Source organism: Mesorhizobium sp. M0088, from assembly GCF_040322895.1.
In the GTDB taxonomy this organism is placed as follows: Bacteria; Pseudomonadota; Alphaproteobacteria; order Rhizobiales; family Rhizobiaceae; genus Mesorhizobium.
The window spans coordinates 20,873-42,744 of record NZ_JAMYUI010000040.1 but is presented as its reverse complement, the minus strand read 5'-3'; the positions used below and the strand labels follow the sequence as shown (position 1 = coordinate 42,744).

Here is a 21,872-nt window from a genome sequence, read left to right as displayed (position 1 = left end):
TGCCGTGGGGTGGGACGATGACTCGATTTTCTAGCCCGGTTTCGGCGCTGGTCATCTGCATGAACGAGGCCGACATGATCAGCGAGTGCCTGGAAAGCGTCGATTTCTGCGCCGAGATCATCGTCGTCGATTCGGGCTCGACGGACAGCACTCTGGACGTCGTCAACGGGTACATCGCCAAAGGCTACCCGATAAGGCTTTTTCACAACGATTGGCCGGGCTTTCCTCGTCAGCGGCAATTCGCGCTCGATCAGGCCACGCAACCATGGTGCCTTTCGATTGAAGCCGACGAGGCCATCGACGACGTGCTCAGGCAGTCAATCATGAATGTGACCCAGCTTGGGAATGACGCCTTCGACGGATGGTACATCAGACGCCGCGACAAGCTGAAGGGCTATGGCTATGCGCACCGCTGGGTGCTTCACAACAGGCTGCTGCGTCTTTTCCGCCGCGACAAGGCCACGATGGACCTCAATCTGCGGGTGCATGAGTCGTTCGAGGTGCCAGGCGAAACCGGCACGATAGAAAATGGCGTGCTGCTGCATCGCCGCGAAATGACCATTGCCGAGGATCTGGCAAGGGCCAACACCTACTCCAGCCTCAAGGTTGCCACGCTTGTCGAACGAGCCAAGAAGCCCGGCCTGATAAGACTGGTGCTGTCGCCGCTCGGCAACTTTCTGAAGTTCTACCTGGCCAAGCGCTACTTCCTGTGCGGCCGGCACGGGTTCGTCTATTCGATGCTGGTGATGCTGTATTCGTTCGCGACAGAGGCCAAGCTTTATGAAGCCTGGCGAGACAAAGATCGGATGTAAACCGTCACGGCGCGCCCGAGGCGGTGCCAAGCGCAGCTATTGCGGCGAGCAGGCCGTCGAAATCCGCGGGCTCGCACCAAGGCCGAATTGTGAAGCCCGATCGGACAGCCGCTTGTCCATCTACCAGCCAGCCCTGCGCGAGGCCGGCGCGTTGTCCCGCCTCCATGTCGGCCTCCTTGTCGCCGACGATCAGCGAACGCCGCAGATCGAGCCGTAGACGCCTGGCCGCCTCAAGCAGCATGCCCGGATTGGGCTTGCGCATCGGATGATCTGCGACCGCGAGCACACCGGAGCCAGCTTGGTGATAGGCGCAGGCGACGACCATATCGACGAACGCATTGTCGACGCGCAGCAGCTCGAGCACGCGGCCATTGACGGCGGCGAAATCGCCCCAGCCGAAATAGCCACGCGCGATGCCCGACTGGTTGGTGACGATGATGACCGGAATGCCAGCCCGGTTGGCGGCGGCTATCACCGCGGCTATGTCCGCGCGCAGCACCATTTCGGCAGGATCATCCGGATAGCCGGTATCGACATTGACGGTGCCGTCGCGATCGAGGAACAGCGCCGGCGAGCCGGCGGCGAACACCCTTGAGCCGACCCGCTCGACCCATAGGCCCGGCTCCGCCAGCGGAAAGCGGCCAGAGGTCGTGGGATCAGCCATTGCTGAGGCGCGCTTCGACCACCTCGCACAGATGATGGTAAAGGCACAGATGCCCCTGCTGGATGATCGGCGTCGAGGTCGACGGCACGTTGAGCAGGATATCGGACAGAGACTTCAGCTTGCCGCCGGTGTCGCCGGTCATGCCGATCACCGTCATGTCCATCCTCCGCGCCTGTTCGGCGGCGGCAAGGATGCTCGGCGAATTGCCGCTGGTCGAGATCGCCAGGAGCACGCCGCCGGCAGCGCCATGCGCCTCGACCTGGCGCGAAAACACCGTGTCGAATCCATAGTCGTTGCCCCAGGCGGTCAGCACCGCTGCATTGGCCGGCAGCGCGATGACATTGTAGGCCTTGCGCTCCTTGAGAAAGCGGCCGACCAGTTCGCCGGCAATGTGGATGGCGTCGCTGGCCGAGCCGCCATTGCCGGCGATGAGCAAAGCTTTCCCCGACGAAAGCGCAGTCACCACGGCGCTCGCTGCCCGCTCCATCTCACCGGTCAGGTCCCGTTCGACCATGGCTGATATGGCAGCCACGGAGCGGACAAGGTAATCGTTCAACTCGGACATGAAACCCTCAGTTTGTGGTGCCGCCGGCGCGCAATTTGCCAATGGTGTTGGTGGTGCTTTTTCCGGCGACCAGATCGACCAGCACGACGCGTCCGCCGGCCTTCTGCACCGCATCGGCGCCGACCACGGTGTCGACCGTGTAATCGGCCCCCTTGACCAGTATGTCGGGCAGCAGCGCTTCGATCAGCGCCAGCGGCGTATCTTCCTCGAACACCACGACCGCATCGACCGAGGCAAGTGCTGCCAGCACGCAGGCGCGGTCGTGCTGATCGTTGACTGGGCGCCCGGCGCCCTTCAGTCGCCGCACCGAAGCATCGCTGTTGAGGCCGAGCACCAGCCGGTCGCATTGGCTGCGCGCCGCGTGCAGCAAGCTGACATGGCCGGCATGCAGGATGTCGAAGCAGCCATTGGTGAAGCCGACGCTCAGGCCCTCTTCCTTCCACGCCGCCACCATGCGCGCGGCCGACGTGGCGTCGAGGATGGCGTCCTTGTGGGCCGTCGGCCCATGCGAACGGAACAGCGCGCCGGTGAGTTCCTCGACCGTCAGCCGCGCGGTGCCGCGTTTTCCCACCACGACGCCACCAGCGGCATTGGCGATCGAAGCGGCCATGACCGTATCGGCGCCCACGGCCAGCGCCAGCGCGAAGCTCGCGATCACCGTGTCGCCGGCGCCCGAAACGTCGAACACTTCGCGCGCCTGGGTGGCGATGTGGCGCGCCTCGTCGGGGCCGACCACGCTCATGCCCTTTTCGCTGCGCGTCGCGACCACGAAATCGAAACCATGTGCCGAAATCAGCTCGCGTGCGGCACCTACGATCTCGTCATCGGCGAACACCGCATGGCCGACGGCCTCGCCGAGTTCCTTGCGGTTGGGGGTAATGGCGGTCGCCCCGGCATAGCGCGCGTAATCGCGGCCTTTCGGGTCGACCAGCACCGGCTTTCCAGCCTCGCGGCAGATGGCGATCAAGTCGCCGGCGACACCGTCGAGCAGGATGCCCTTGCCGTAATCGGACAGGATGACGATGTCGGCATACGCCAGCGCGGCGCGGAAATGCCGGATCAGGCCGGCTCGCTCCGCAGCGCCGAGCGGCTTGATCTCCTCTTCGTCGAAACGCAGCACCTGCTGGTTGAGCGCGCTGAAGCGGCTTTTGGACGAGGTCATGCGACCACGCTCCTGCGCGAGGCCCGCCGTATCGGCGCCAAGCTCGCCGAGCATCCGCAACAGGCTATCGCCTGCCACATCGGTGCCTATGACCGAGACGGGAATAGCGGCAGCGCCGAGCGAAACGATGTTGGCCACGACATTGCCGGCGCCGCCCATGGTCGAGGTCTCGCCGCGCCCGTGCAGCACCGGGATCGGTGCCTCCGGCGAGATCCGCTCGATGACGCCGTTGACGAAACGATCGAGGATGAAGTCGCCGACCACCAGCACAGTGGCCTGGCCGAACCGCGCAATGGCGCGGTGCAACGGTTCGGGAGAAGGCGGATTGTGCTTGATCATGTCACTGGCAACACAGGGAAAAGGCCGATTTCAAACTCATAAGTGCTCATCAATCGACTGGTCGGATCGTTCATGGCCAAAGCCGATATACCGCAAATTCACGCAGCGCAACGGCAGGGCATGATCCCGGCAGGCTCGGGCGGTCAGCTCTTCTGCAGGGCGACATGGACGCCCAGCCCGACCAGCACAGCCCCTCCCGCCCGTTGCATCAGCCGCTGTGCGCGGCTCGAACGCCGCAAACGGCCGATCACGGCGCCCGCCAGGAACACACAGACGATATCGGCCGAGGAGAACATCAGATTGACGATCGTGCCGAGCACGACGAACTGCAGCCAGACCGGAAACGCCGCCGAGGCGTCGATGAATTGCGGCAGGAACGCCATGAAGAAGATCGCTGTCTTCGGATTGAGCACCTCGACGGTGATGCTCTCGAAAAAGGCGCGCCGCGCCGATTTGCGCTCGATCGCAGGCAGCGCCGCATCGCCCTCCACGCGCTTGCGAAACAGCGAGACGCCAAGCCAGATCAGATAGAGCGCGCCGACCAGCTTGACCGCCAGGTAGAGCGTCGGCACGGCATGAAACAGCACCGACAGCCCGGCAGCCGCTGCGAAAACATGCACGTAGCCGCCCAGATGAATGCCAAGTGCCGCCGTCAGGCCAGACCAGCGGCCGCGCGCCATCGTCTGCGCGGCCGCATAGAGCATGGCCGGGCCTGGAATGTAGGCGAAAATCGCCGTGGTGGCGAAAAACGCGATGAGCAGTTCGGTCGATGGCATTTTTGGTCCCTCACGATCGTGCTCTGTTCTGTCGATTCAGTCCGCGCGCGGGATGGCTTTGGACTGACCCGTGCGGACAACCGCAGTAAAAGCGAACATAATTTTCTTGTGAAATGACGGGCTGAACGCGCCGATTCGCGCACCCGGCTCGAAATAGGCCGACGCTTCCAGGATATCATGATTGTACTCATCGACCATGACCCAAAGGGGCATAGGGTCGAGGCCCGCACGGTGGCGTTCAATTTCCGGGATGCTAACGGCAACGCGATCACGGCCCGGCTGCGTGGAAGTGATTGCAAGGATGAAGAGGTTCGTACCGCCGGCTTTCCCAGGAACGACAGCCACAAAGGCCACAGGCCGTGACTTCCGGCCTTCGGTCTCGCCGTCTCCGTGTTGGCGATGCCAAAGATATGGATATCGCCAGACGTCCGCAGCGGCGGGTTTAATCACGGTCCAATTCCGCGGCGTACTCCTCGAGCATCTCGACATGTTCGGTCGGGGCATCCTCCGCAGCGTAGACGCGGCGGCTGTCGTTGCCGAAGCGCGCTTCGTAGGCCTCGATGCTCATCAGGACGTATCTCGGCTTGTTGTGGCGAGTGATGGAGACCGGCTGCTGGCTGGCAGCTGCAAGCACATCTCCAAGATTCTGTTTCAGATCGGTCGATGGATAGTTTTTCATGGGATACCCTGTTTTGTCCATAATAGACAAAACAGACAAAACAGACAAGCGCATAAAAGTGGGAGGACAGGCGCATGCACCTGGCTTTGTCGACAGCCCGCCTAGCCTCCCCTATAAGGACCGGAATCGCAAGCAACCAGAGGCCCTTCATGATCATCGTCACGGGCGGCGCCGGCATGATCGGCTCCAACATCGTCGCCGCGCTGAATGCCGAAGGGCATGACGACATCCTCGTCGTCGACGACCTTACCGACGGTCACAAGATCGCCAATCTTGCCGATCTCAAGATCGCCGACTATCTCGACAAGAACGATTTCCTGGACCGCATGGAGGCCGGCTCGCTCGGCCGCATCGAGGCGGTGTTCCACCAGGGCGCCTGCTCGACCACCACCGAATGGAACGGCAAATTCATGATGGAGGTGAATTACGCCTTCTCGAAACGGCTGCTGCATGCAAGCCAGGCGTTGCGCGTGCCTTTCCTTTATGCCTCCTCGGCTTCCGTCTATGGCAGCGGCTCGGAGTTTCGCGAGGATCCCGCGCTCGAGCGGCCGCTCAACGTGTACGCCTATTCCAAGAAGCTGTTCGACGACTACGTCAGGCGAACCGTGTTCGCCGGGCGCACCGCCTTCGATACCGACCATTCACAGGTCGTGGGCTTGCGCTACTTCAACGTCTATGGCCCGCGCGAGGCGCACAAGGGCGCCATGGCCTCCGTCGCCTTCCATCTGTTCAACCAGGTCGAACAAGGCCAGAACCCGAAACTGTTCGGCGCCTATGACGGGTTCGGACCCGGCGAACAAAGCCGTGACTTCATCCATGTCGGCGATGTCGCCGACGTCAATCTGTGGCTGTGGAAACGGGGCTCAAGCGGCATCTTCAATTGCGGCACCGGCCGTGCCCAGCCCTTCCGCGCCATAGCCGAAACGGTGATCGACACGTTGGGTAAAGGCGAGATTGAATTCATCCCCTTTCCCGACCATCTCAAGGGCAGCTACCAGAGCTTTACGCAAGCTGATATGTCCCGTTTGCGCGCGGCCGGTTATAACGGCCAATTCCGGACAGTGGAAACCGGTGTCAGAGACTATGTCGAATGGCTGAAAGCCCAACGATCCTCGTGATCGGCCCACGCTGGGTGGGCGACATGGTGATGGCGCAGTGCCTGTTTTCGGCGCTGAAGGAGTTGCGTCCCAACGCCGCTATCGATGTGCTGGCGCCGGCCTGGGCCGCGCCGCTGGTCAAGCGCATGCCCGAGATCCGCCAGCAGATCGACTTTCCGCTCAAACCCGGCGCGCTCGAATTCACCCATCGCCGCCGCTTCGGCCGCCTGCTGCGCGGCCGCTACGACATGGCCTATATCCTGCCGGGCAGCTGGAAGTCGGCGCTGATCCCGTTCTTTGCCCGTATTCCGCGCCGTGTCGGCAATTTGCGCGAGATGCGCTATGGCCTGTTGACCGACATCGTGCCATTGCCCGACAGCATCAAACGACGCACAGCGCAGGCCTATTTCGGTCTCGCCCAGGGCGGCACTTTCCGGGCGCCGCGACTGACCGTGGACACGAAAAACCAGGTCGACCTGCTCGGCCGTTTCGGCTTGGCGCCGCAGAAATTCGTGGCCCTGATGCCCGGCGCCGAATTCGGCCCGGCCAAGCGCTGGCCCAGCGAAAGCTATGCCGGGCTTGCCCGCGATTTCATGGGCAAAGGCTTGAAGGTTGCTCTGTTTGGCTCGAAGAACGACCGCGACGTGACGGCGGAGATCGCGGCCCTGGCCCCCGGCGTCGTCGATCTCGCCGGACAGACGCGGCTGGAGGACGCTATCGATCTGATATCAGCCGCAAGGCTGGCCGTGTCCAACGACAGCGGGCTGATGCATGTCGCGGCCGCCGTCGGCACGCCGATCGTCGCCGTCTATGGCTCGACCTCGCCCGAGAACACGCCGCCGCTGGGGGAATGCCGCGAGTTGGTCTGGCTTGGCCTGTCGTGCTCGCCATGCCACCAGAAGGTCTGCCCGCTCGGCCACCTCAACTGCCTGAAGACGCTGGAAGTCGGCCAAGTCGCGGCAGCGGCGGACCGGCTGCTGGACATCCCGGCAGCGGCATGAAGGTGCTGATCGTCAAGACGTCGTCGATGGGCGATGTCATTCACACCTTTCCGGCCGTCGAGGATGCCCGTTGCCACCGCCCGGACCTGACCTTCGACTGGTGCGTCGAAGAGGCATTTGCCGGTATCGCCGCGCTTCACCCGGCGATCGACAGTATCCACACGGTGGCGATCCGGCGCTGGCGCAAGGCGCTGCTCGATAGCGGCACCTGGCGCGAGGCGGCCGCCCTGCGCCGCACCTTGCGAGATTGCCGCTACGACCTCGTCATCGATGCGCAAGGCCTCCTGAAATCGGCTCTGGTGGCAAGGCAGGCCGGCGCCCCCATTGCCGGCTTCGACCGTTCGAGCGCGCGCGAACCTTCTGCGACGCTGTTCTACGATGCCAATTATCCCGTGCCGCGCGACCTGCACGCCATCGAACGGATACGGCGGCTGTTCGGGCTGGCACTCGGCTATCAGCCCGATCTTTCGACCCTGGACTCCGGCATCGTGCCGCCCGCCGGCACTCTGGCGGGCATCGCCGGAAAAACCGCCTTCCTGCTGCACGGCACCAGCCGCGAAGACAAGAAATGGCCGGCCGAAGACTGGATTGAAACCGCGCGCCTCCTGATTGAGCGGGGGATAACGCCGGTCACGACCTGGTCGAACGAGCGCGAGAAGGCCGTGGCCGAAGCCATTGCCAAGGCAGTGCCATCGACAGTTGTGGTGCCAAAGTCACCGCTGGCCGACATCGCTGCGTTCATCGGCCGCTCGGAACTGGTCATCGGCGCCGACACCGGGCTGACCCATCTCGCCAGCGCCTTCGGCCTGCCAACGGTTGCGGTGTTCCTGGCGACCGAGCCCGGGTTGACGGGTCCGCGCGGGCAATATGCGTCGACGCTTTTGGCAGTGCCCGGGAAGCGTGTGATGCCGGCGGAGGTGGTGGCGGAGGCAGAGAGGCTGGCGGGACTCCAGGTCCTTGGCAAGGCCAACGCTGGCAAGAATTGACGTCAATCGGAAAGGCTGGCGCTGCCCCTCATCCGCCTGCCGGCACCTTCTCCCCGTATAACGACGGGGAGAAGAGAGCTGAACGCAAGGCCAGCGTCTATTCTGCTACGTTGAAAATCGGCGAAATCGTCGATGAGAGCATCTTTCTCCCCGTCACTATACGAGGAGAAATGCCCGGCAGGGCGATGAGGGGCGGCGCAAACCTCAGCTTAAAAATCGCAGCCGCGCCCCCCTCAAATCCCCTAGATGAACTGCACCTGGACGATCTCATATCCCCTGGCACCGCCAGGCGCATTGACTTCGATGGCGTCGCCGACTTCCTTGCCGATGAGCGCACGCGCGATCGGCGAGGAGATCGAGATGCGGCCGGACTTCACGTCCGCCTCCTGGTCGCCGACGATCCGGTAAGTCTTCTTTTCCTCGGTGTCCTCGTCGACCAGCACCACGGTGGCGCCGAACTTGATCTTGTCGCCGCTGAGCTTGCTGACGTCGATCACTTCGGCCCGCGCGATATAATCTTCAAGCTCGTTGACGCGGCCCTCGTTGAGGCTCTGCGCCTCTTTGGCGGCATGATATTCGGCATTTTCGGACAGGTCGCCATGCGAGCGCGCTTCGGAGATCGCCTCGATGATGCGCGGCCGCTCTTCCTGCTGGCGCCAGCGCAGTTCTTCCTTCAATGACGCGAACCCCTCGCCTGTCATCGGGACCTTGTTCATGATGCCTGACCTTTCCTGCTGCCACCCCCGCGTTTCGGGGAAAGCCTTGTCGATGGGTACAAAAAGAAAACGGGTCCGGCAGCCTCGGGCTAACGGAACCGTTTCACCGCAATTTCCCTGAATATAGCAATGTCAGCGGGTTTTTCACGCCCAAAAATCGGTTTTGCTAAAATCATCCCCGTTTTCATCAGCCAGGGCGGAGAATGAGGCTGGGGGCAACAAAAAGCGGCCGCGATCGCTCGCGGCCGCTTGGTAGAGCCTGGGATCTTTTCAGCTTCTCATGAAATGATCGATCTGCTCGGCCAGCATGCCATATTCACGCGAACCCTTGCCGGTCCGCTTCTCGATTTCCATCAGCTGCTGCCGGGCGCCGGCCAGATCGCCGATCTGCAGATGCGCTTCGCCGAGATATTCGCGCACCAGCGTGTAGTTCGGATCGATGCGCAGCGCTTCCTCGTAATAGCCGAGGCCGACGGTGACGCGGCCGGAATGGCGGTGCGAATAGCCGAGATAGTTGAGGATGCGCGGATCCTGCTTGTTGGCGGCAAGGCTGAGCACGGCGATCGCCTCGTCATAGCGCCCGGCCATCGCCAACGCGTGGCCAGCATCATAGATGCTGTCGTCGTCGAGCATGCCCTCCTGGGGTGCGACGCACTTTTTCTTCTTCTTGTCCCAGACTTCGCCCTTCTTGCATTGGGTGACCGTCTGATCGCTGCCGCCACTGTCACCGCCGGCGGCGAACACCGGAACGGCAAGGAACTGCAGCGCGACAAGGGCAGTCGCCACCTGGATCAGCACTCTTTTATGCATCGAAGCCTCCTGGAGGGTGAGAATGCAACACTAACGCCGGTCGGCTTGCGTTTCATCCCGGAAAATTGCGTGCGGAGAACATCAGGTGACGGATGCCGCAAATCCGCTATCATCCGGCAAACGACCTGAGGGAGACGGCCCTTGCAGCGGCGGCTTGAAAAGGACTGGGAGCTTTCGATCGGCCCCGACACTGTGCGCCTGTTCATCCTCAAGGCCAAGGCGCTGAGTGCGGCCGTCAATGAAGACTATGCCGATGGCGCCGAGCATGAGGTCGAGCTCGACGGCGAGTCCCATGTCAACCATCACCATGACGGCCTTGCCGAGGAAAGCTCCGAGAATCTGACCGAGGAAGAGCTGCGTGAGCTGATCAACGACCTCAATGTCGATGAAGCAGCCGAACTGATCGCGCTGGCCTGGGTCGGTCGCGGCGACTACGACGCCACCGAATGGGCGGACGCACTGGCGGCCGCGCGCGAACGCGCCAACAAGCGCACCGCAAAATACCTGCTTGGCATGCCACTGCTCGCCGACTGGCTGGAGGAAGGGCTGGAAGCGATAGGTGCGTAACGGAGCGGTTACCGTTCGTGATGCGGCCGAGGCAACCACCTTGCGTCGGCGCCGTTGACGGCGATGGGGTCGCTTATCTTTTCCCGAACGTTCAGGATCTTGTTCGTCATGGCCGTCACGGCCTTGCTGATGATGCCGGCCGAGGCGAGACATCGCCATCGGCATCACGAGCCGTTGACGCCGAGGATAGAGCAGCCGTTGACACCAAGAGCCGAACAGCCTCTTAAACCGCGAGGCGGAAAGCGCCTGAAACCACGAAGACATCGGTCGGTTACGCCGAAGCAGACACAGCAGAAAACGCAGTCTCCGCTGCCCTTGCCTGCCGATGCTCCGGTGCCTGGACCATCTGTTCCGGCACCAGCGCCCGGCATTCCGGTGCCGGAACCGCGCCCGGCGGACGCTCGGAAGGCTGACACTGCAAAGCCGCAGGAGCAGAAGACGGAAGCTCCGAAGACCACCGGCGCGCCCGAAGGTTCCAACGAAGAAAAATCCCGCCAGGAAAAGCAGGCACTCCCCGAGTCGTCAGTTCCCGAACCCTCAACCGATACCGAAAGCGAACCGGAGCCGCCCGCGGTCGCGCCAACGCCGACACCAAAACCCGACATCGCGGAGCCCGAGGCTCAGCCGCCCAACGTTGGCCCGCAGCCGCCGCAAAAGCCGGCGGACGCGGACGAGAAGAAGATGCTGCCCGATCCGCGCTCGGCCGATCTGCCCGACGAGAAAATGCCAGCCGAGGAAGTCGCCTGCCGCGAACGACTGAAGACGCTCGGCGTCGAATTCGAAGAACACAAGGCGGAAAGCCAGCCCGAAATCGGCTGTTCGATCCCATACCCCATCGTGCTGAAGAACCTTGGAAAGTCCGTCGCCATCGGCCCCGGCACCGAGCTCAATTGCAAGATGGCCGAGGCGACGGCGCGTTTTGCCGCCGATGTCATCCAGCCGGCGGCGAAAGCCGAATTCGGTGAGGACCTGAAATCGATCGGCCAGGCATCGGCCTTTGTCTGCCGGCCACGCAACGGCACCCGAAAACTGTCGGAACACGCGTTCGGCAACGCGCTCGACATCGCCAGCTTCACGCTATCAGACGGCAAGAAGATCGAGGTCGGCCCGGCGCCGCCCGAGAAGGACGCCAAATTCCTCGACGCCGTGCGCAAGGCGGCCTGTGGTCCCTTCAAGACAGTGCTCGGTCCGGGCGCCGATGCCGATCACTCCCTGCATTTCCATCTCGATCTCGAACCGAGACGGCATGGCGGGACGTTCTGCCAATAGCCGAAAGCGCACTCAGGAATTGGGCTAAATCTATTGCACAGCGCTCGGCGGGAGCGGCTTGTCGATCTCGGCCCTCATGATCAAAACACCACGTGTAAAATCATCAAAATCTTCAATACTCATGCTGCAAGTCTCTTGGACGAAACTTTTATGCCGGAATTGAACCACAACATATTTCTGCTGATCCCTGTCCAGCTTCAGAAGAAAGGCAGACGAATAGGGACTCCTGCGTAAAGTTACATACACTTCACGCAGATCCCGGGCGGTGAAGAACCGTTTTATCGTACGCCAGATCGACATTTACCCCTCCAACCGCAATTATTATAAAACTAGTAGGCGCCTTGTCGAAGATGAATTGCCCTCGCCGATGATCCGCGTGCCGCAATTCGGCCGCAGGCATGAACGCGGGCGCTGAGTTTTCCTTTACCCTTGATCGTTAAAATGCCGGATATCCATCAACGGGATTCCGCCAATGGCCGGCAAATTTCGGGCCGTCTTTTTCGCCACCGCGCGCCAGACAAAATATGCAGCAATGCTGACCGCCGGCCTGGCGCTGGCGGCGCTTTCCGCCTGCAACACCGGCAATGTGCTGTCGCTGCAGCCAGCCGTCGACGTCGGCGCGCAGACGGCTGCCGTGCCGCAATATGCCGGCATGCAGAAGCTTGTCCCTTCCAATCCATACATGACGCAGGCCGCCTATCCGCGCATGGACGAGCCGATGTCGCCCGTCGAGCAGATGCCGGCCAGCGAAACCGACTGCCGGCAGCAATTGAAGCGTCTCGATGTCGCCTACACCGACCTGGCGCCGATCCATGAAGGCCAGTGCGGCATCGATTATCCGGTCAAGGTTTCGGCCATCGGCAACATCCAGATGAAACCCGCGGCAACCCTGACCTGCGACATGGCCGCCACCTTTGCCGGCTGGACGAAGAACGAGCTCGTCCCCTCCGCCCGCTGGCGCTATTTCTCCGGCGTCAAGACCATCCACCAGGGCTCCAGCTATTCCTGCCGCAGGATTGCCGGCGAAGGTGTCCTGTCCGAGCATGGCAAGGGAAATGCGCTCGACGTCATGAGCATCGAACTCAACAATGGCGACGACATTGACGTGCGTAAGCCCGGCCTGTTCGCTTTCCGCACCCGCGGCTTCCTCAACAATGTGCGCGCCGACGGCTGCCAGTACTTCACCACCGTGCTCGGCCCCGGCTACAATTACGACCACCGCAACCATTTCCATTTCGACATCAAGAACCGCAAAAACGGTTATCGCGCCTGCCGTTAGGAAGAGATCAGCCTAATCGGCGCCACCGGTTGAAGCGGCGATCTGCCGTGCAACCAAGTCCTGGATGCGCCAGAGATTCCGGTCGCGGATGCCGCTCTCTTCAAGCTTGCTCACGGTCCTGAACAAATACTGCGCCGAAGAGCCCCAATGACCGGCAGCCCGCGCCAGCGTGTCGGCAACCTGCTCCAACGGCAACCGGCCGGCATAGGCGCTGCCGTCCGGCGCGGCGACGAAAGCCAAGGCACGCAGCGGCCCGTCCCTGGTCTTGACCTTGATCCAGCATGGCACGTTGGTTGGCGGGTTGGCATCGATCTCGCGGCGCATCAACTGGCCGAGTTGCCCGAAATGATCTTCCGCGGGCAGCCGATAGACGATGCCGCTGCAGCTGCCGCCTCGATCGAGCGCCAGCATCAGGGCCGGCAAATCGCGGGTTCCGCGCCAGCGGGTCAGCTTCAGGCAGAACGAGCGGTGCCATCCCGGCGCCGTGGCCGGGCGCTGCTCGACATAGGCGAATTCGGGGTTCCAGATCAACGACCCGTAGGCAAAGACCCAAAGCGTCTCGGGACGATGCTGCAAAAGCAGCTTTTCGACCAGGCCATCGAACTCCACATCGGTGTGCTCGCTGGTTCCGGGCTCTGGCCCGGGATCAGGCTCGACACGCTCAACTTGCGCGACAAGCTCGGCGGTCAACGCCATTGGCTTGCGGCCTGCCGGCTTCCGCTCCATTGCTGCCCCCGCGAGGAAACGATGCCCACGATAGACCGGCGGCGCGCTGCTGGCCATTGATTTCCAGGGTCCGTCAGGCAACAGATACCGCACGGATCGGGCGGCGTTCATGAGCCAGCGAAGTTTTCGGCGACGCGTTGCAATCTGGGTGGCGACCTTGCTGGCCGCCTATCTGGCGCTCGCCTATTTCGCCGCACCGGAATTCTGGACGTTTCACGATCGCGGCTTTCGCAAGCACAGCTTCGAGATGGTGACGCACACGCCACAAGGCATTCCGGGCGATCCCATCAATGTCGGTCTTGTCGGTACGCGAAAGGAAGTAGTGCACGCCTTCGCCGTCGCCGGCTGGGACACCGCCGACGCCGTGACCCTGAAGACCGCGATCGAGATCGGTGAAAGCGTGCTGTTCGACCACCCCTACCCCGATGCGCCGGTCAGCAGGCTGCTGTTCGATGGCCGCGCCCAGGATCTCGCCTTCGAAAAGCCGGAGGGCCTCAGCGCCGACCGCCGGCATCATGTCCGCTTCTGGCAGACCGATGCAAGCGGCGACGATGGCCGGCCGCTGTGGCTGGGCTCGGCCAGCTTCGATCGCGGCGTCGGCCTCAGCCACGACACCGGCGCCGTCACCCACCATATCGGCCCCGACATCGACGCCGAGCGCGATTTCCTGATGCGCGACCTGGCCACCGCCGGCACGCTGATCTCGACCAGCGATATATCGGGCGTCGGCGCCACCAGTACGGGACGCAATGGCGGCGGCGATCCCTATTTCACGGATGGCGAGGCAATTGTCGGCGTACTCAAACAGTAGGTCGCACGGGCCTTGCAGGCTGAAACAGTCCGGCGGTTTCAAAAGGAGGTTTTGATGTTCGACGCGGAAAGTGTGGTGACTAGCTACTGCAGGGCCTGGTTCGACCCGGAAGCTGAGGAGCGTCGCCGGCTGTTGTTCACCTCATTCGAACCGCAAGGCACATACATTGATCCGACGGTGCATATCTCCGGAGCCGAGGCGTTGCTCCAACACATTGATCAGGTGCTGAAAGCCCGTCCGGGCTTCTGGCTGGAACGGACGACCTTGGTCGATGTTCATCATGACTTCCTGCGTTTTGGCTGGGTGCAGAGGGGCGAAAACGGATTTCGGGGCACCGACAGCATGGATATGTGCCGCGTTTCCAAGGAGGGAAAACTGTCGCTGGTCGTCGGCTTTTTCGGACCCTTCAGAGCAATGCCAAATGCCTGACGGTTCCTCACCGCTGCGGATGCCGCGTGACCGAAATGCCGGTCATTTCTCAAAAATCACGTCGGACTATTTTCGAAGACCGCGCCGCAATGCTATTGACCGCTCATGTTATACGTAGAAATCGCTATCGTGGTCGTCCTCATCTGTGTGAACGGCCTTCTGTCGATGTCCGAACTTGCCATCGTCTCGTCGCGACCGGCTCGCCTGAAAGCGATGATCGACCGCGGCATCAATGGCGCCGGCCGCGCGCTCGAGCTGGGATCCAATCCCGGCAAGTTCCTGTCCTCGGTGCAGATCGGCATCACCCTGGTCGGCGTCCTCTCCGGCGCCTTTTCCGGCGCCACGCTCGGCGAACGGCTGGCGCAGTTCCTGGCCTCGACCGGCATCCGCGAGACCGTCGCCGATCCGCTCGGCGTCGGCATCGTCGTCGCCATCATCACCTATTTCTCGCTGATCGTCGGCGAGCTGGTGCCCAAGCAGATCGCCTTGCGTGACCCCGAGCGGGTCGCCGCCAGGGTCGCTCCTGCAATGACCATCCTCGCCACCGTCTCGGCGCCGCTGGTCTTCCTGCTCGACTTCTCCGGCCGCACCATCCTGTGGCTTCTCGGCCAGCGCGGCGAAAGCGAGGAGAAGGTCACCGATGAGGAGATCAAGATGCTGGTGGCTGAGGCCGAGCATCACGGCACCATCGAATCCGACGAGCGGCGCATGATCGCAGGCGTCATGCGGCTTGGCGACCGCGCCGTGCGCGCGGTGATGACGCCGCGCACCGAAGTCGACTGGATCAATCTGCAATCCGACGAGGCGGCCATCCGCAAGCTGCTCATGGAAACCCAGCATTCGCGCCTGCCAGCAGGCGACGGCGGCGTCGACGTCATGGTCGGCGTCGTCCAGACGCGTGACGTGCTGGCCGCACTGCTTGCCGGCCGCGTGCTCGACCCGCGCAGGCATGTGCGCGCAGCCCCCATCGTCTACGACCAGGCTGACGCGCTGGATGTGCTGCAGAAGCTGAAGGAATCCGACGTGCCGATGGCGCTGGTGCATGACGAATACGGCCATTTCGAAGGCATCGTCACCCCGGCCGACATTCTGGAAGCCATCACCGGCGTGTTCCGCGCGGACACAGACGCCGGCGACGAGGAGAACGCGGTCAAGCGCGAGGACGGCTCGTGGCTGCTCGCCGGCTACATGCAGGCCGACGAGATGGCCGACATTCTCGGCATCGACCTGCCGGAAAACCGCGATTACGAAACCGTCGCCGGTTATGTGCTGTCGCACATGCATCATCTGCCGGCGACTGGCGAATGCGTCGACGCGCAGGGCTGGCGCTTCGAGGTGGTCGATCTCGACGGCCGCCGCATCGACAAGCTGATCGCCACCCGCCTGCCCGGCGCCCAACGCGAGGCGGTGCGCTGACGCAATTGCGGCATTCGCTCTATCGTTCCCAGAAGGGCTTGGCGATCTCTCCCTCGACCTGCTGTATCGTCAGGCCGATATCGTCGATCAGATGCGGATTGTCCTTCGACATCTGCCTGAGTTGCCAGCGAAAGCGTATCCGTTCGCGCCAGGTCCGATCGTGCCAACTCGCTATGATGCTTCGCAGGGTCTTCAGGAGCCGGCGCGATGCCGGCCGCACGGGCGTTCCCGCTCGCGCTGCACAACGCTGGGCTGATGCAAGTGTATTGGTCATGGCAACCTCCATATGGTTTGAGGGCCTGGGGCTCTCGATGAGGTTGAATTCTGCGCGATACGGACGGCGCCGTAATTAAGCCCTCCCAAATAGTTCTCAAAACTTCCAAACGAGCTAGAGCAGTTCACCGGCTCACGAAACCGGCAAACTACTCTAACCCTTTGTTTTGACGCAATTCCGAACAGAAAACCGCTTCACACTTTTCCTGGAATTGCTCTATAGATGCGCCTATGCAGGGATCGCGTTTTGCCTTTGGTCCGTTCGTGCTTGATCCGGGTGCGGGAACGCTGCTTCGGAACGACGTCCCCGTTGCCGTTGGCTATCGCGGGCTGAGCCTGCTTGCAGCACTCGTCGGGCGGCCCGGTGAAATCTTGGGGAAGGCCGAGTTGATGGACGCTGCATGGCCGGGCACGGCCGTGGAGGAAGGCAACCTCACCGTCCAGATCGCGCAGTTGCGCAAGCTGCTTGGTCCTGTCGGCGAGAACGGCGAATGGATATCCACCGTTCCGCGCGTCGGCTACCGTTTCACGGGGGCCGTCGAACAGCTCGGCGAGGCCAAGCGAAAACCCTTGCCGCTGCCCGACAAACCATCGATAGCCGTGCTGACCTTCGTCAATTTCAGCAACGATCCCGAGCAGGATTCCTTTGTGGACGGGTTGACCGAAGACCTCATCACCGACCTGTCCAGGATCTCCGGCCTGTTCGTCATCGCCCGCAACTCGACCTTTGCCTACAAGGGAAAAGCGATGGACGTGCGCGAGATCGCCGGGGATCTTGGCGTGCGCTACCTGCTGGAAGGCAGCGCACGACGCGCCGCGGGGCGCGTGCGCATCAACGCACAGCTGGTCGACGCGGTGAGCGGCGACCATCTCTGGGCGGAACGCTTCGATCGCGGCCTGGAGGATATCTTTGCCGTTCAGGACGAGGTGACGGCCAAGATCGTGGAAGCGCTGCTTGGCCGGCTGCGCGCGCCGCCGCCGCGCAATCGGCCGCGAAATCTGGAGGCCTATGACCTCTGCGTGCGGGCGCGCAAGCTGATCGACGACTCGCCGCAGATGGCGCAGGAAGCGCATCTGATGCTGACGCGCGCGGTGTCGCTCGATCCTGATTACGCCGAGCCCTATCGCTGGCTTGCCATGAACCACTGGATGGGACAGGTGCATTGGGGCGGACCAACCGAGGCTGCCCGCAGCGTTGCCCTGGAGCTGGCGCGCAAGGCCGTGGCGATCGATCCCAACGATGCCGGCTGTCGCTGGATCCTGGCTTATCTGCTTGCCTATGAGCGCAGCTTCACTGAAGCGGATGCCGAATTCGCCAAGGCGATCGAGCTCGACCCGAACGAGGCCGACACCTGGGCGGCATTGTCCGACATCTCGGTCCTGGCCGGCCGGGTCGAAGAGGGCCTCGAGCACATCGGCAAGGCGTTCCGGCTGAACCCGTTTCCGGCGAGCTGGTACTATCTGACGCTCGGCCAGGCGCAATATGCGGCGCGCGACTACCAAGCCGCTATCGAGACGTTGCGCCGTGACGAGACCTATCGCACAAGCTCACGCCGTTTCCTGGCCGCAAGCCTGGCCCAACTCGGCCGGCTCGACGAGGCGCGCGCGGAGGCCGAGCTGTTTCTCGTCGGCAACCCGCATTTCACAACCCATCACTGGGCGACGACCGAGCCATTCCGCGACGCCGCTACGCTCGAGCATTTCGTCGATGGTTTTCGCAAGGCCGGTCTTCCGGAGTGACGCGCCGGTATTCGGCCTGCCCGCAGCAAAACGACGTGGCTAACCCGGGTCTAGGCATGGGCATGACCTCGGTGGCGCGACACCTTCTCGCGGTTGCCGCAGGTGCGCATGCTGCACCAGCGCCGCTTGCCGCCTCGCGACGTATCGAGGAAAAGCCAGCCACAGCGAGGGCAGGAATGCAGCCTGTCGCGCGGCAGGGTGAAGAACGCTTGGATGGACAGCATAGCCAGCAACGCGGTGATGGCGTCCGGGTCCCTCCACCGGGCAAGGGCAAGCTCCGGCCTGGTGCGATCCAGCTCGATGGAGCCGGCGGCAAGCGAGCTTGCCGTGCGCGAGAACAACAGGCCAAGCGGTTCGGCCGCAGACGGTTTGCCCGCGGCGATTGGCTCGAAAACCTGAAATGACGCCTCCCGCATTTCGCGGACCCCTTCCACGAACCGCCCATCCGCTATCCCGGCAACGGCCTGCGCCTGGCGATCGTCAGCAAGCCCTGAGGCGTTGAACCAGTTCGCAACATCCCGGACGGACTTGAACAGTTCATTATCAGCTGCCGGCGCCCGCCGGTCGAACACGGCATTCGACAGGTCCAAAGCGGGATGCCCGCCGATGAAGTGATCCGGCACCCATTCGGTATATGCATCGCCCATGGAACATAACCTCATTAGCCGCATTACACGGTTACATTATGTAACCACTATCATAGGGATATGTGGTGTAAAAGTCATAGCGTCGCCAGGTCGGCGCGAAACCCCTGGGAGAGAGAGGATGTGCAGCAATCGTTACAAGACGCGCCACGAGACCATCAATGTCGACGGCCTCGACATCTTCTACCGTCATGCCGGCGACCCCGGCAGACCGGCAATCCTGCTGCTGCACGGATATCCGACCTCGTCGCACGTCTATCGCAATGTCATCGAACCGCTGGCGGAGACAGCCTATGTGGTGGCGCCGGATCTGCCCGGTTTCGGCTTTTCGTCCGCCCCTTCCATCGATGCCTATGACTACACGTTCGAGAACCTGGCCAACACGATTGAAGCCTTCATCGAGGCCCTCGGCCTCAAGCAATTCTTCCTCTACATCACTGACTTCGGGACGCCCGTCGGCTACCATCTCGCCACACGGCGGCCGGATCGCATCCTCGGCCTGATCGCGCAGGACAGCAATGCTCATGACGAGGGGCTGGGACCGGAATGGGACGCGCCGAAGGCGTTCTTCGCCGAACCGACTGAAGAAAACCGCGCCAAACTGCCGGACTGGATGAATTTCGAGGGGACCCGAAACCAATATATCGGCGGTCTCCCCGAGCGTCTGAAGGTGTTGTTTCCGCCCGAGGGTTGGTATCTCGATACGGAGCGCCTGGCGAGGCCCGGCAACACCGACATTCAGTTCGAACTCTTCACCGATTATGGCTCGCACATCGCGCGCTTCCCGGCCATCCAAGCCTATCTCCGCGACCAACAGCCAGCATGCCTCGTGCTGTGGGGACGGCACGACGCCTTCTTCGCGCTGGACGAGATCATGGCCTACAGCCGCGACCTCGACGCAGTCGAAATCCATGTCTTTGAGAGCGGACACATGCTTCTCGAAACGCATCATCGCCAATGCGCGGCTCTCATCGCTCACTTCATCCACGAGGTGGAGACTGGGGTATTTCGCGAACCTGCAGGGCGCTGAACGTCGACGCTCAAACCGCCATTTCGATGGGCTCGGCAAGCCTTGGATTGGCCCGCGCGGCGATCAGGCAGCCGGCGACGATCAGGCATGCTCCGGTCAAGGTGGTCCAGGTCGCCTCCTCGCCGAAGAAGAACCAGCCGAGCGCGACCGCCCAGATGAAGGCCGAGTATTCCGTCGGGATCAGATATTGCGCTTCGGCGCGGGCGTAGGACCAACTCATCAGGAACTGCCCGGCGAGCGACAGCACCGTCACCCCGGCCAAAGGAAGCCAAAGATTGCTCGGCAGGGCGACGGCGAGCCAGGGTGCTGCGAGGCCGAGGAGGATGGCAACGCAAAGGTTCTGGAACAGCATGATCTCGATCGGCTTGGCCAACTGCGCCTGTTGCCGGGCTAGGATCAGATTGTAGCCGTAGAACACCGTCGACACGAGCACCGCCGCCGTGCCGAGCATGGCATCTTGCGAATAGTCTGCCTGCCCGAACTGGCCGGCCATGATGATGGCGACGCCGGCGATGCCGGCCAACGATGCCCAGACAGCCTGGCGCCGAATCCGTTCGCCCAGCAGTAGCGCGGCGAGAAACAGGGCAAACAAGGGCGCCACGAAACTGAGCCCGATCGCCTCCGCGAGCGGCAGCCTGGCCAAGCCCCAGAAGAAGGATATCAGGACGACGCCGACAACCGCGGCACGCAGCGCATGCAGCCTCAGCACCGGAACGGTTGGCTTTAGGCGCGGTCCCGCCAGCCAGGCCGCGCCCGCGACCACGGTCGCGACCATGCTGCGCCACAGCAAAGTGTTGTAGACGCCGACCGCGATGACCAGGATCTTCATCGCCGCATCCATCCCGGACAGCAGGAAGATCGCAAGCGCGCATACGAGCACCGGGATCATCGGGGAAACGGCGCCGGTCAGGCTGGATGTCTTCACGGTTTCACTCATGTAACGGAATGCAGCCGGATATATCAGGGCAAAGGGCGCGACCAGATGGCAGTCCCGTCGATGTAGCAGTCCAACCCCGATTGGCGTCGTGTTCGCGGCTATCGCGACATCCGGATATCAGCATCATACCGACGAGTTGGACGAGGCGGACCGCCTCGCCGACTGCATCATCCGGTCACGGCAGGCGACGCACGCACACATGGCACAGATCGAATTGACGGGGCGGGTTGCCGACGCGGCTGGCCCGTCGCATGTTGTCGATTGTTTACAGACGGATCGGAAAAAATGCGCCGCATAGCTTCAGGCGACCTTTATCAGACCTACGATCTTGGTGACTTGCGCATCACCTCCTTGCGCGATGGCTATGTCGACATGCCGATCGGACGGCTTCGGCAACGCGGCGACAAGCCATTTGGCGATGAATTGCCGCAACAAGTCGCGTTGGTTGCTGGTCAACTCAGGCTTTCCGTCAATGCCTTCGCGATTGACGATGGAAACGGGATCATCCTGATCGATACCGGCGCCTCGAACGCCTGGCATCCCACCATGGGCCGACTTCCCGAGGCGCTGGACGAAGCTGGCATCGGTGCCGGACGAGTCCGTACCGTCTGCTTCACCCACACGCATCTCGACCACATCCATGGTCTTGTGCTTGCCGACGGCCGCGACGCTTTCCCGCGCCTGGCGCGCTTGCTCGTTCCCGCGGAAGAACTCGGCTTTTTTCGCGCCGAAGCGCGGCTCGAACGATTTCACGGCATGGCGGAACCCTTCGAAGCCGGAGACCGTATCGGGACACATGTCGACATTGTCGACGCTCATGGCCATGAAGCGGGACACAGCTGCTTTCGCGTTTCTGGCGGCGGCGAACGCGTTCTGATTTGGGGCGACACCGTTCACGTCCCATCGCTTCAGTTCGATCGACCTGAGGTGACGTGGGAATTCGACGCCGATCAGGACCAGGCGCGCGAAAGCCGGTTGCGGTTGCTGGCGCTTGCAGCCGACGAACATTGTTTCGTTGCCGGCGCGCATCTGGATTCGCCCGGCATCGGCCGCGTCGTCCGATCCGGCGCCAGCTTTCAATTCGAGCCGCTATAATCGAAAAAGGGCGACGCAAGCGCCGCCCCGGATCCTTGGGAGGATAATT

The 21,872-nt window shown here is 62.6% G+C and carries 26 protein-coding genes; 13 read left to right on the top strand and 13 right to left on the bottom strand.

Features of this window, described 5'->3' with window-relative positions; translation table 11 throughout:
• The first annotated feature begins 17 nt into the window (after positions 1-17).
• Positions 18-812, top strand: a complete 795-nt coding sequence (locus tag NKJ67_RS33245; protein ID WP_352585563.1) for a glycosyltransferase family 2 protein — start codon at positions 18-20, stop codon at positions 810-812.
• A 4-nt stretch (positions 813-816) separates the two neighbouring features.
• Here NKJ67_RS33245 and NKJ67_RS33240 read toward each other — a convergent pair whose 3' ends face one another.
• From NKJ67_RS33240 to NKJ67_RS33215, 6 genes are all read right to left on the bottom strand, one after another.
• On the bottom strand, positions 817-1,476 hold the full coding sequence (locus tag NKJ67_RS33240; protein WP_352585561.1) for an HAD-IIIA family hydrolase: 660 nt from the start codon (positions 1,474-1,476) through the stop codon (positions 817-819).
• The gene (locus NKJ67_RS33235; RefSeq protein WP_352585559.1) at positions 1,469-2,041 is read right to left on the bottom strand and encodes a D-sedoheptulose-7-phosphate isomerase; all 573 of its coding nucleotides are present in this window, start codon (positions 2,039-2,041) and stop codon (positions 1,469-1,471) included. The genes NKJ67_RS33240 and NKJ67_RS33235 overlap by 8 nt, the downstream gene beginning before the upstream one ends.
• Before the next feature lie 7 nt (positions 2,042-2,048).
• Positions 2,049-3,542, bottom strand: a complete 1,494-nt coding sequence (rfaE1, locus tag NKJ67_RS33230; protein ID WP_352585557.1) for a D-glycero-beta-D-manno-heptose-7-phosphate kinase — start codon at positions 3,540-3,542, stop codon at positions 2,049-2,051.
• A gap of 143 nt (positions 3,543-3,685) precedes the next feature.
• Positions 3,686-4,318, bottom strand: coding sequence for a LysE family translocator (locus tag NKJ67_RS33225; protein ID WP_127270423.1), 633 nt, complete (start codon positions 4,316-4,318; stop codon positions 3,686-3,688).
• Positions 4,319-4,354: 36 nt separating this feature from the next.
• Positions 4,355-4,768, bottom strand: a complete 414-nt coding sequence (locus NKJ67_RS33220) for a hypothetical protein (protein ID WP_306462371.1) — start codon at positions 4,766-4,768, stop codon at positions 4,355-4,357.
• Positions 4,761-4,997, bottom strand: coding sequence for a type II toxin-antitoxin system Phd/YefM family antitoxin (locus NKJ67_RS33215; RefSeq protein ID WP_023809741.1), 237 nt, complete (start codon positions 4,995-4,997; stop codon positions 4,761-4,763). Before NKJ67_RS33215 ends, NKJ67_RS33220 begins: the two co-directional genes overlap by 8 nt.
• Before the next feature lie 149 nt (positions 4,998-5,146).
• On the opposite strand from NKJ67_RS33215, the gene rfaD reads away from it, so the two are divergent.
• The 3 genes from rfaD to waaC are packed head-to-tail and all read left to right on the top strand — an operon-like array spanning position 5,147 to position 8,081.
• Positions 5,147-6,115 (top strand): ADP-glyceromanno-heptose 6-epimerase, encoded by a 969-nt coding sequence (gene rfaD / locus NKJ67_RS33210; RefSeq protein ID WP_127381713.1) that lies wholly within the window; start codon positions 5,147-5,149, stop codon positions 6,113-6,115.
• Entirely contained in the window at positions 6,088-7,095 is a 1,008-nt protein-coding gene (gene waaF, locus NKJ67_RS33205) for a lipopolysaccharide heptosyltransferase II (RefSeq protein WP_352585554.1), read from the top strand. The genes rfaD and waaF overlap by 28 nt, the downstream gene beginning before the upstream one ends.
• Complete coding sequence (gene waaC / locus NKJ67_RS33200; RefSeq protein WP_352585552.1) at positions 7,092-8,081, top strand: lipopolysaccharide heptosyltransferase I; 990 nt, start codon at positions 7,092-7,094, stop codon at positions 8,079-8,081. Before waaF ends, waaC begins: the two co-directional genes overlap by 4 nt.
• A 242-nt stretch (positions 8,082-8,323) precedes the next feature.
• Here the strand turns inward: waaC and greA are convergent, their stop codons facing one another.
• Both greA and NKJ67_RS33190 read right to left on the bottom strand, forming a co-directional pair.
• Entirely contained in the window at positions 8,324-8,797 is a 474-nt protein-coding gene (greA, locus tag NKJ67_RS33195) for a transcription elongation factor GreA (RefSeq protein ID WP_013530066.1), read from the bottom strand.
• A gap of 270 nt (positions 8,798-9,067) precedes the next feature.
• On the bottom strand, positions 9,068-9,607 hold the full coding sequence (locus tag NKJ67_RS33190) for a tetratricopeptide repeat protein (protein ID WP_127270421.1): 540 nt from the start codon (positions 9,605-9,607) through the stop codon (positions 9,068-9,070).
• A gap of 141 nt (positions 9,608-9,748) precedes the next feature.
• Between NKJ67_RS33190 and NKJ67_RS33185 the strand changes: the two genes are divergently transcribed.
• A complete protein-coding gene (locus NKJ67_RS33185) occupies positions 9,749-10,174 on the top strand; it encodes a DUF3775 domain-containing protein (protein ID WP_013530064.1) in 426 nt (141 codons plus the stop codon).
• Between the two features lie 186 nt (positions 10,175-10,360).
• Entirely contained in the window at positions 10,361-11,443 is a 1,083-nt protein-coding gene (locus tag NKJ67_RS33180; protein WP_352585579.1) for an extensin-like domain-containing protein, read from the top strand.
• A gap of 30 nt (positions 11,444-11,473) precedes the next feature.
• Here the strand turns inward: NKJ67_RS33180 and NKJ67_RS33175 are convergent, their stop codons facing one another.
• Positions 11,474-11,743, bottom strand: a complete 270-nt coding sequence (locus NKJ67_RS33175) for a hypothetical protein (protein ID WP_352585550.1) — start codon at positions 11,741-11,743, stop codon at positions 11,474-11,476.
• 172 nt (positions 11,744-11,915) lie between these two features.
• Here NKJ67_RS33175 and NKJ67_RS33170 point away from each other — a divergent pair, with 172 nt between their 5' ends.
• Entirely contained in the window at positions 11,916-12,722 is an 807-nt protein-coding gene (locus NKJ67_RS33170; RefSeq protein WP_352585548.1) for an extensin-like domain-containing protein, read from the top strand.
• A gap of 12 nt (positions 12,723-12,734) precedes the next feature.
• Here NKJ67_RS33170 and NKJ67_RS33165 read toward each other — a convergent pair whose 3' ends face one another.
• Positions 12,735-13,448: a gamma-glutamylcyclotransferase gene (locus NKJ67_RS33165; RefSeq protein WP_127270448.1), complete on the bottom strand. Its 714-nt coding sequence runs from the start codon at positions 13,446-13,448 to the stop codon at positions 12,735-12,737.
• 109 nt (positions 13,449-13,557) lie between these two features.
• On the opposite strand from NKJ67_RS33165, the gene NKJ67_RS33160 reads away from it, so the two are divergent.
• From NKJ67_RS33160 to NKJ67_RS33150, 3 genes are all read left to right on the top strand, one after another.
• Positions 13,558-14,259: an LssY C-terminal domain-containing protein gene (locus NKJ67_RS33160; protein ID WP_352585546.1), complete on the top strand. Its 702-nt coding sequence runs from the start codon at positions 13,558-13,560 to the stop codon at positions 14,257-14,259.
• 54 nt (positions 14,260-14,313) lie between these two features.
• Complete coding sequence (locus NKJ67_RS33155; protein WP_352585544.1) at positions 14,314-14,688, top strand: hypothetical protein; 375 nt, start codon at positions 14,314-14,316, stop codon at positions 14,686-14,688.
• 105 nt (positions 14,689-14,793) lie between these two features.
• Positions 14,794-16,104, top strand: a complete 1,311-nt coding sequence (locus NKJ67_RS33150) for a hemolysin family protein (RefSeq protein ID WP_127272177.1) — start codon at positions 14,794-14,796, stop codon at positions 16,102-16,104.
• A 19-nt stretch (positions 16,105-16,123) separates the two neighbouring features.
• Here the strand turns inward: NKJ67_RS33150 and NKJ67_RS33145 are convergent, their stop codons facing one another.
• Positions 16,124-16,378 carry a DUF1127 domain-containing protein gene (locus NKJ67_RS33145; protein WP_127270483.1) on the bottom strand — a complete coding sequence of 85 codons (255 nt, stop codon included), beginning with the start codon at positions 16,376-16,378 and terminating at the stop codon, positions 16,124-16,126.
• A gap of 230 nt (positions 16,379-16,608) precedes the next feature.
• Here NKJ67_RS33145 and NKJ67_RS33140 point away from each other — a divergent pair, with 230 nt between their 5' ends.
• Complete coding sequence (locus NKJ67_RS33140; protein WP_352585541.1) at positions 16,609-18,117, top strand: winged helix-turn-helix domain-containing tetratricopeptide repeat protein; 1,509 nt, start codon at positions 16,609-16,611, stop codon at positions 18,115-18,117.
• Positions 18,118-18,167: 50 nt separating this feature from the next.
• Here the strand turns inward: NKJ67_RS33140 and NKJ67_RS33135 are convergent, their stop codons facing one another.
• Complete coding sequence (locus tag NKJ67_RS33135; RefSeq protein WP_352585539.1) at positions 18,168-18,740, bottom strand: CGNR zinc finger domain-containing protein; 573 nt, start codon at positions 18,738-18,740, stop codon at positions 18,168-18,170.
• Between the two features lie 142 nt (positions 18,741-18,882).
• Here NKJ67_RS33135 and NKJ67_RS33130 point away from each other — a divergent pair, with 142 nt between their 5' ends.
• The gene (locus NKJ67_RS33130) at positions 18,883-19,791 is read left to right on the top strand and encodes an alpha/beta fold hydrolase (protein ID WP_352585537.1); all 909 of its coding nucleotides are present in this window, start codon (positions 18,883-18,885) and stop codon (positions 19,789-19,791) included.
• A gap of 10 nt (positions 19,792-19,801) precedes the next feature.
• Here the strand turns inward: NKJ67_RS33130 and NKJ67_RS33125 are convergent, their stop codons facing one another.
• Positions 19,802-20,728 carry a DMT family transporter gene (locus tag NKJ67_RS33125; RefSeq protein WP_352585535.1) on the bottom strand — a complete coding sequence of 309 codons (927 nt, stop codon included), beginning with the start codon at positions 20,726-20,728 and terminating at the stop codon, positions 19,802-19,804.
• A 285-nt stretch (positions 20,729-21,013) separates the two neighbouring features.
• Between NKJ67_RS33125 and NKJ67_RS33120 the strand changes: the two genes are divergently transcribed.
• Positions 21,014-21,823, top strand: a complete 810-nt coding sequence (locus NKJ67_RS33120; protein ID WP_352585533.1) for an MBL fold metallo-hydrolase — start codon at positions 21,014-21,016, stop codon at positions 21,821-21,823.
• Positions 21,824-21,872 lie beyond the last annotated feature (49 nt).

What these genes read in the sequence shown, in the direction of transcription:
- NKJ67_RS33240 (WP_352585561.1), bottom strand. Translation starts at nt 1,476, where the DNA reads ATGGCTGATCCCACGACCTCTGGCCGCTTTCCGCTGGCGGAGCCGGGC.
- NKJ67_RS33165 (WP_127270448.1), bottom strand. Translation starts at nt 13,448, where the DNA reads ATGGAGCGGAAGCCGGCAGGCCGCAAGCCAATGGCGTTGACCGCCGAG.
- NKJ67_RS33160 (WP_352585546.1), top strand. Translation starts at nt 13,558, where the DNA reads ATGAGCCAGCGAAGTTTTCGGCGACGCGTTGCAATCTGGGTGGCGACC.
- NKJ67_RS33190 (WP_127270421.1), bottom strand. Translation starts at nt 9,607, where the DNA reads ATGCATAAAAGAGTGCTGATCCAGGTGGCGACTGCCCTTGTCGCGCTG.
- waaF (WP_352585554.1), top strand. Translation starts at nt 6,088, where the DNA reads ATGGCTGAAAGCCCAACGATCCTCGTGATCGGCCCACGCTGGGTGGGC.
- NKJ67_RS33245 (WP_352585563.1), top strand. Translation starts at nt 18, where the DNA reads ATGACTCGATTTTCTAGCCCGGTTTCGGCGCTGGTCATCTGCATGAAC.
- NKJ67_RS33215 (WP_023809741.1), bottom strand. Translation starts at nt 4,997, where the DNA reads ATGAAAAACTATCCATCGACCGATCTGAAACAGAATCTTGGAGATGTG.
- NKJ67_RS33125 (WP_352585535.1), bottom strand. Translation starts at nt 20,728, where the DNA reads ATGAGTGAAACCGTGAAGACATCCAGCCTGACCGGCGCCGTTTCCCCG.
- NKJ67_RS33170 (WP_352585548.1), top strand. Translation starts at nt 11,916, where the DNA reads ATGGCCGGCAAATTTCGGGCCGTCTTTTTCGCCACCGCGCGCCAGACA.
- NKJ67_RS33140 (WP_352585541.1), top strand. Translation starts at nt 16,609, where the DNA reads ATGCAGGGATCGCGTTTTGCCTTTGGTCCGTTCGTGCTTGATCCGGGT.
- waaC (WP_352585552.1), top strand. Translation starts at nt 7,092, where the DNA reads ATGAAGGTGCTGATCGTCAAGACGTCGTCGATGGGCGATGTCATTCAC.
- NKJ67_RS33120 (WP_352585533.1), top strand. Translation starts at nt 21,014, where the DNA reads ATGCGCCGCATAGCTTCAGGCGACCTTTATCAGACCTACGATCTTGGT.
- NKJ67_RS33150 (WP_127272177.1), top strand. Translation starts at nt 14,794, where the DNA reads ATGTTATACGTAGAAATCGCTATCGTGGTCGTCCTCATCTGTGTGAAC.
- rfaD (WP_127381713.1), top strand. Translation starts at nt 5,147, where the DNA reads ATGATCATCGTCACGGGCGGCGCCGGCATGATCGGCTCCAACATCGTC.
- NKJ67_RS33175 (WP_352585550.1), bottom strand. Translation starts at nt 11,743, where the DNA reads ATGTCGATCTGGCGTACGATAAAACGGTTCTTCACCGCCCGGGATCTG.
- NKJ67_RS33155 (WP_352585544.1), top strand. Translation starts at nt 14,314, where the DNA reads ATGTTCGACGCGGAAAGTGTGGTGACTAGCTACTGCAGGGCCTGGTTC.
- rfaE1 (WP_352585557.1), bottom strand. Translation starts at nt 3,542, where the DNA reads ATGATCAAGCACAATCCGCCTTCTCCCGAACCGTTGCACCGCGCCATT.
- NKJ67_RS33235 (WP_352585559.1), bottom strand. Translation starts at nt 2,041, where the DNA reads ATGTCCGAGTTGAACGATTACCTTGTCCGCTCCGTGGCTGCCATATCA.
- NKJ67_RS33145 (WP_127270483.1), bottom strand. Translation starts at nt 16,378, where the DNA reads ATGACCAATACACTTGCATCAGCCCAGCGTTGTGCAGCGCGAGCGGGA.
- NKJ67_RS33130 (WP_352585537.1), top strand. Translation starts at nt 18,883, where the DNA reads ATGTGCAGCAATCGTTACAAGACGCGCCACGAGACCATCAATGTCGAC.
- NKJ67_RS33225 (WP_127270423.1), bottom strand. Translation starts at nt 4,318, where the DNA reads ATGCCATCGACCGAACTGCTCATCGCGTTTTTCGCCACCACGGCGATT.
- greA (WP_013530066.1), bottom strand. Translation starts at nt 8,797, where the DNA reads ATGAACAAGGTCCCGATGACAGGCGAGGGGTTCGCGTCATTGAAGGAA.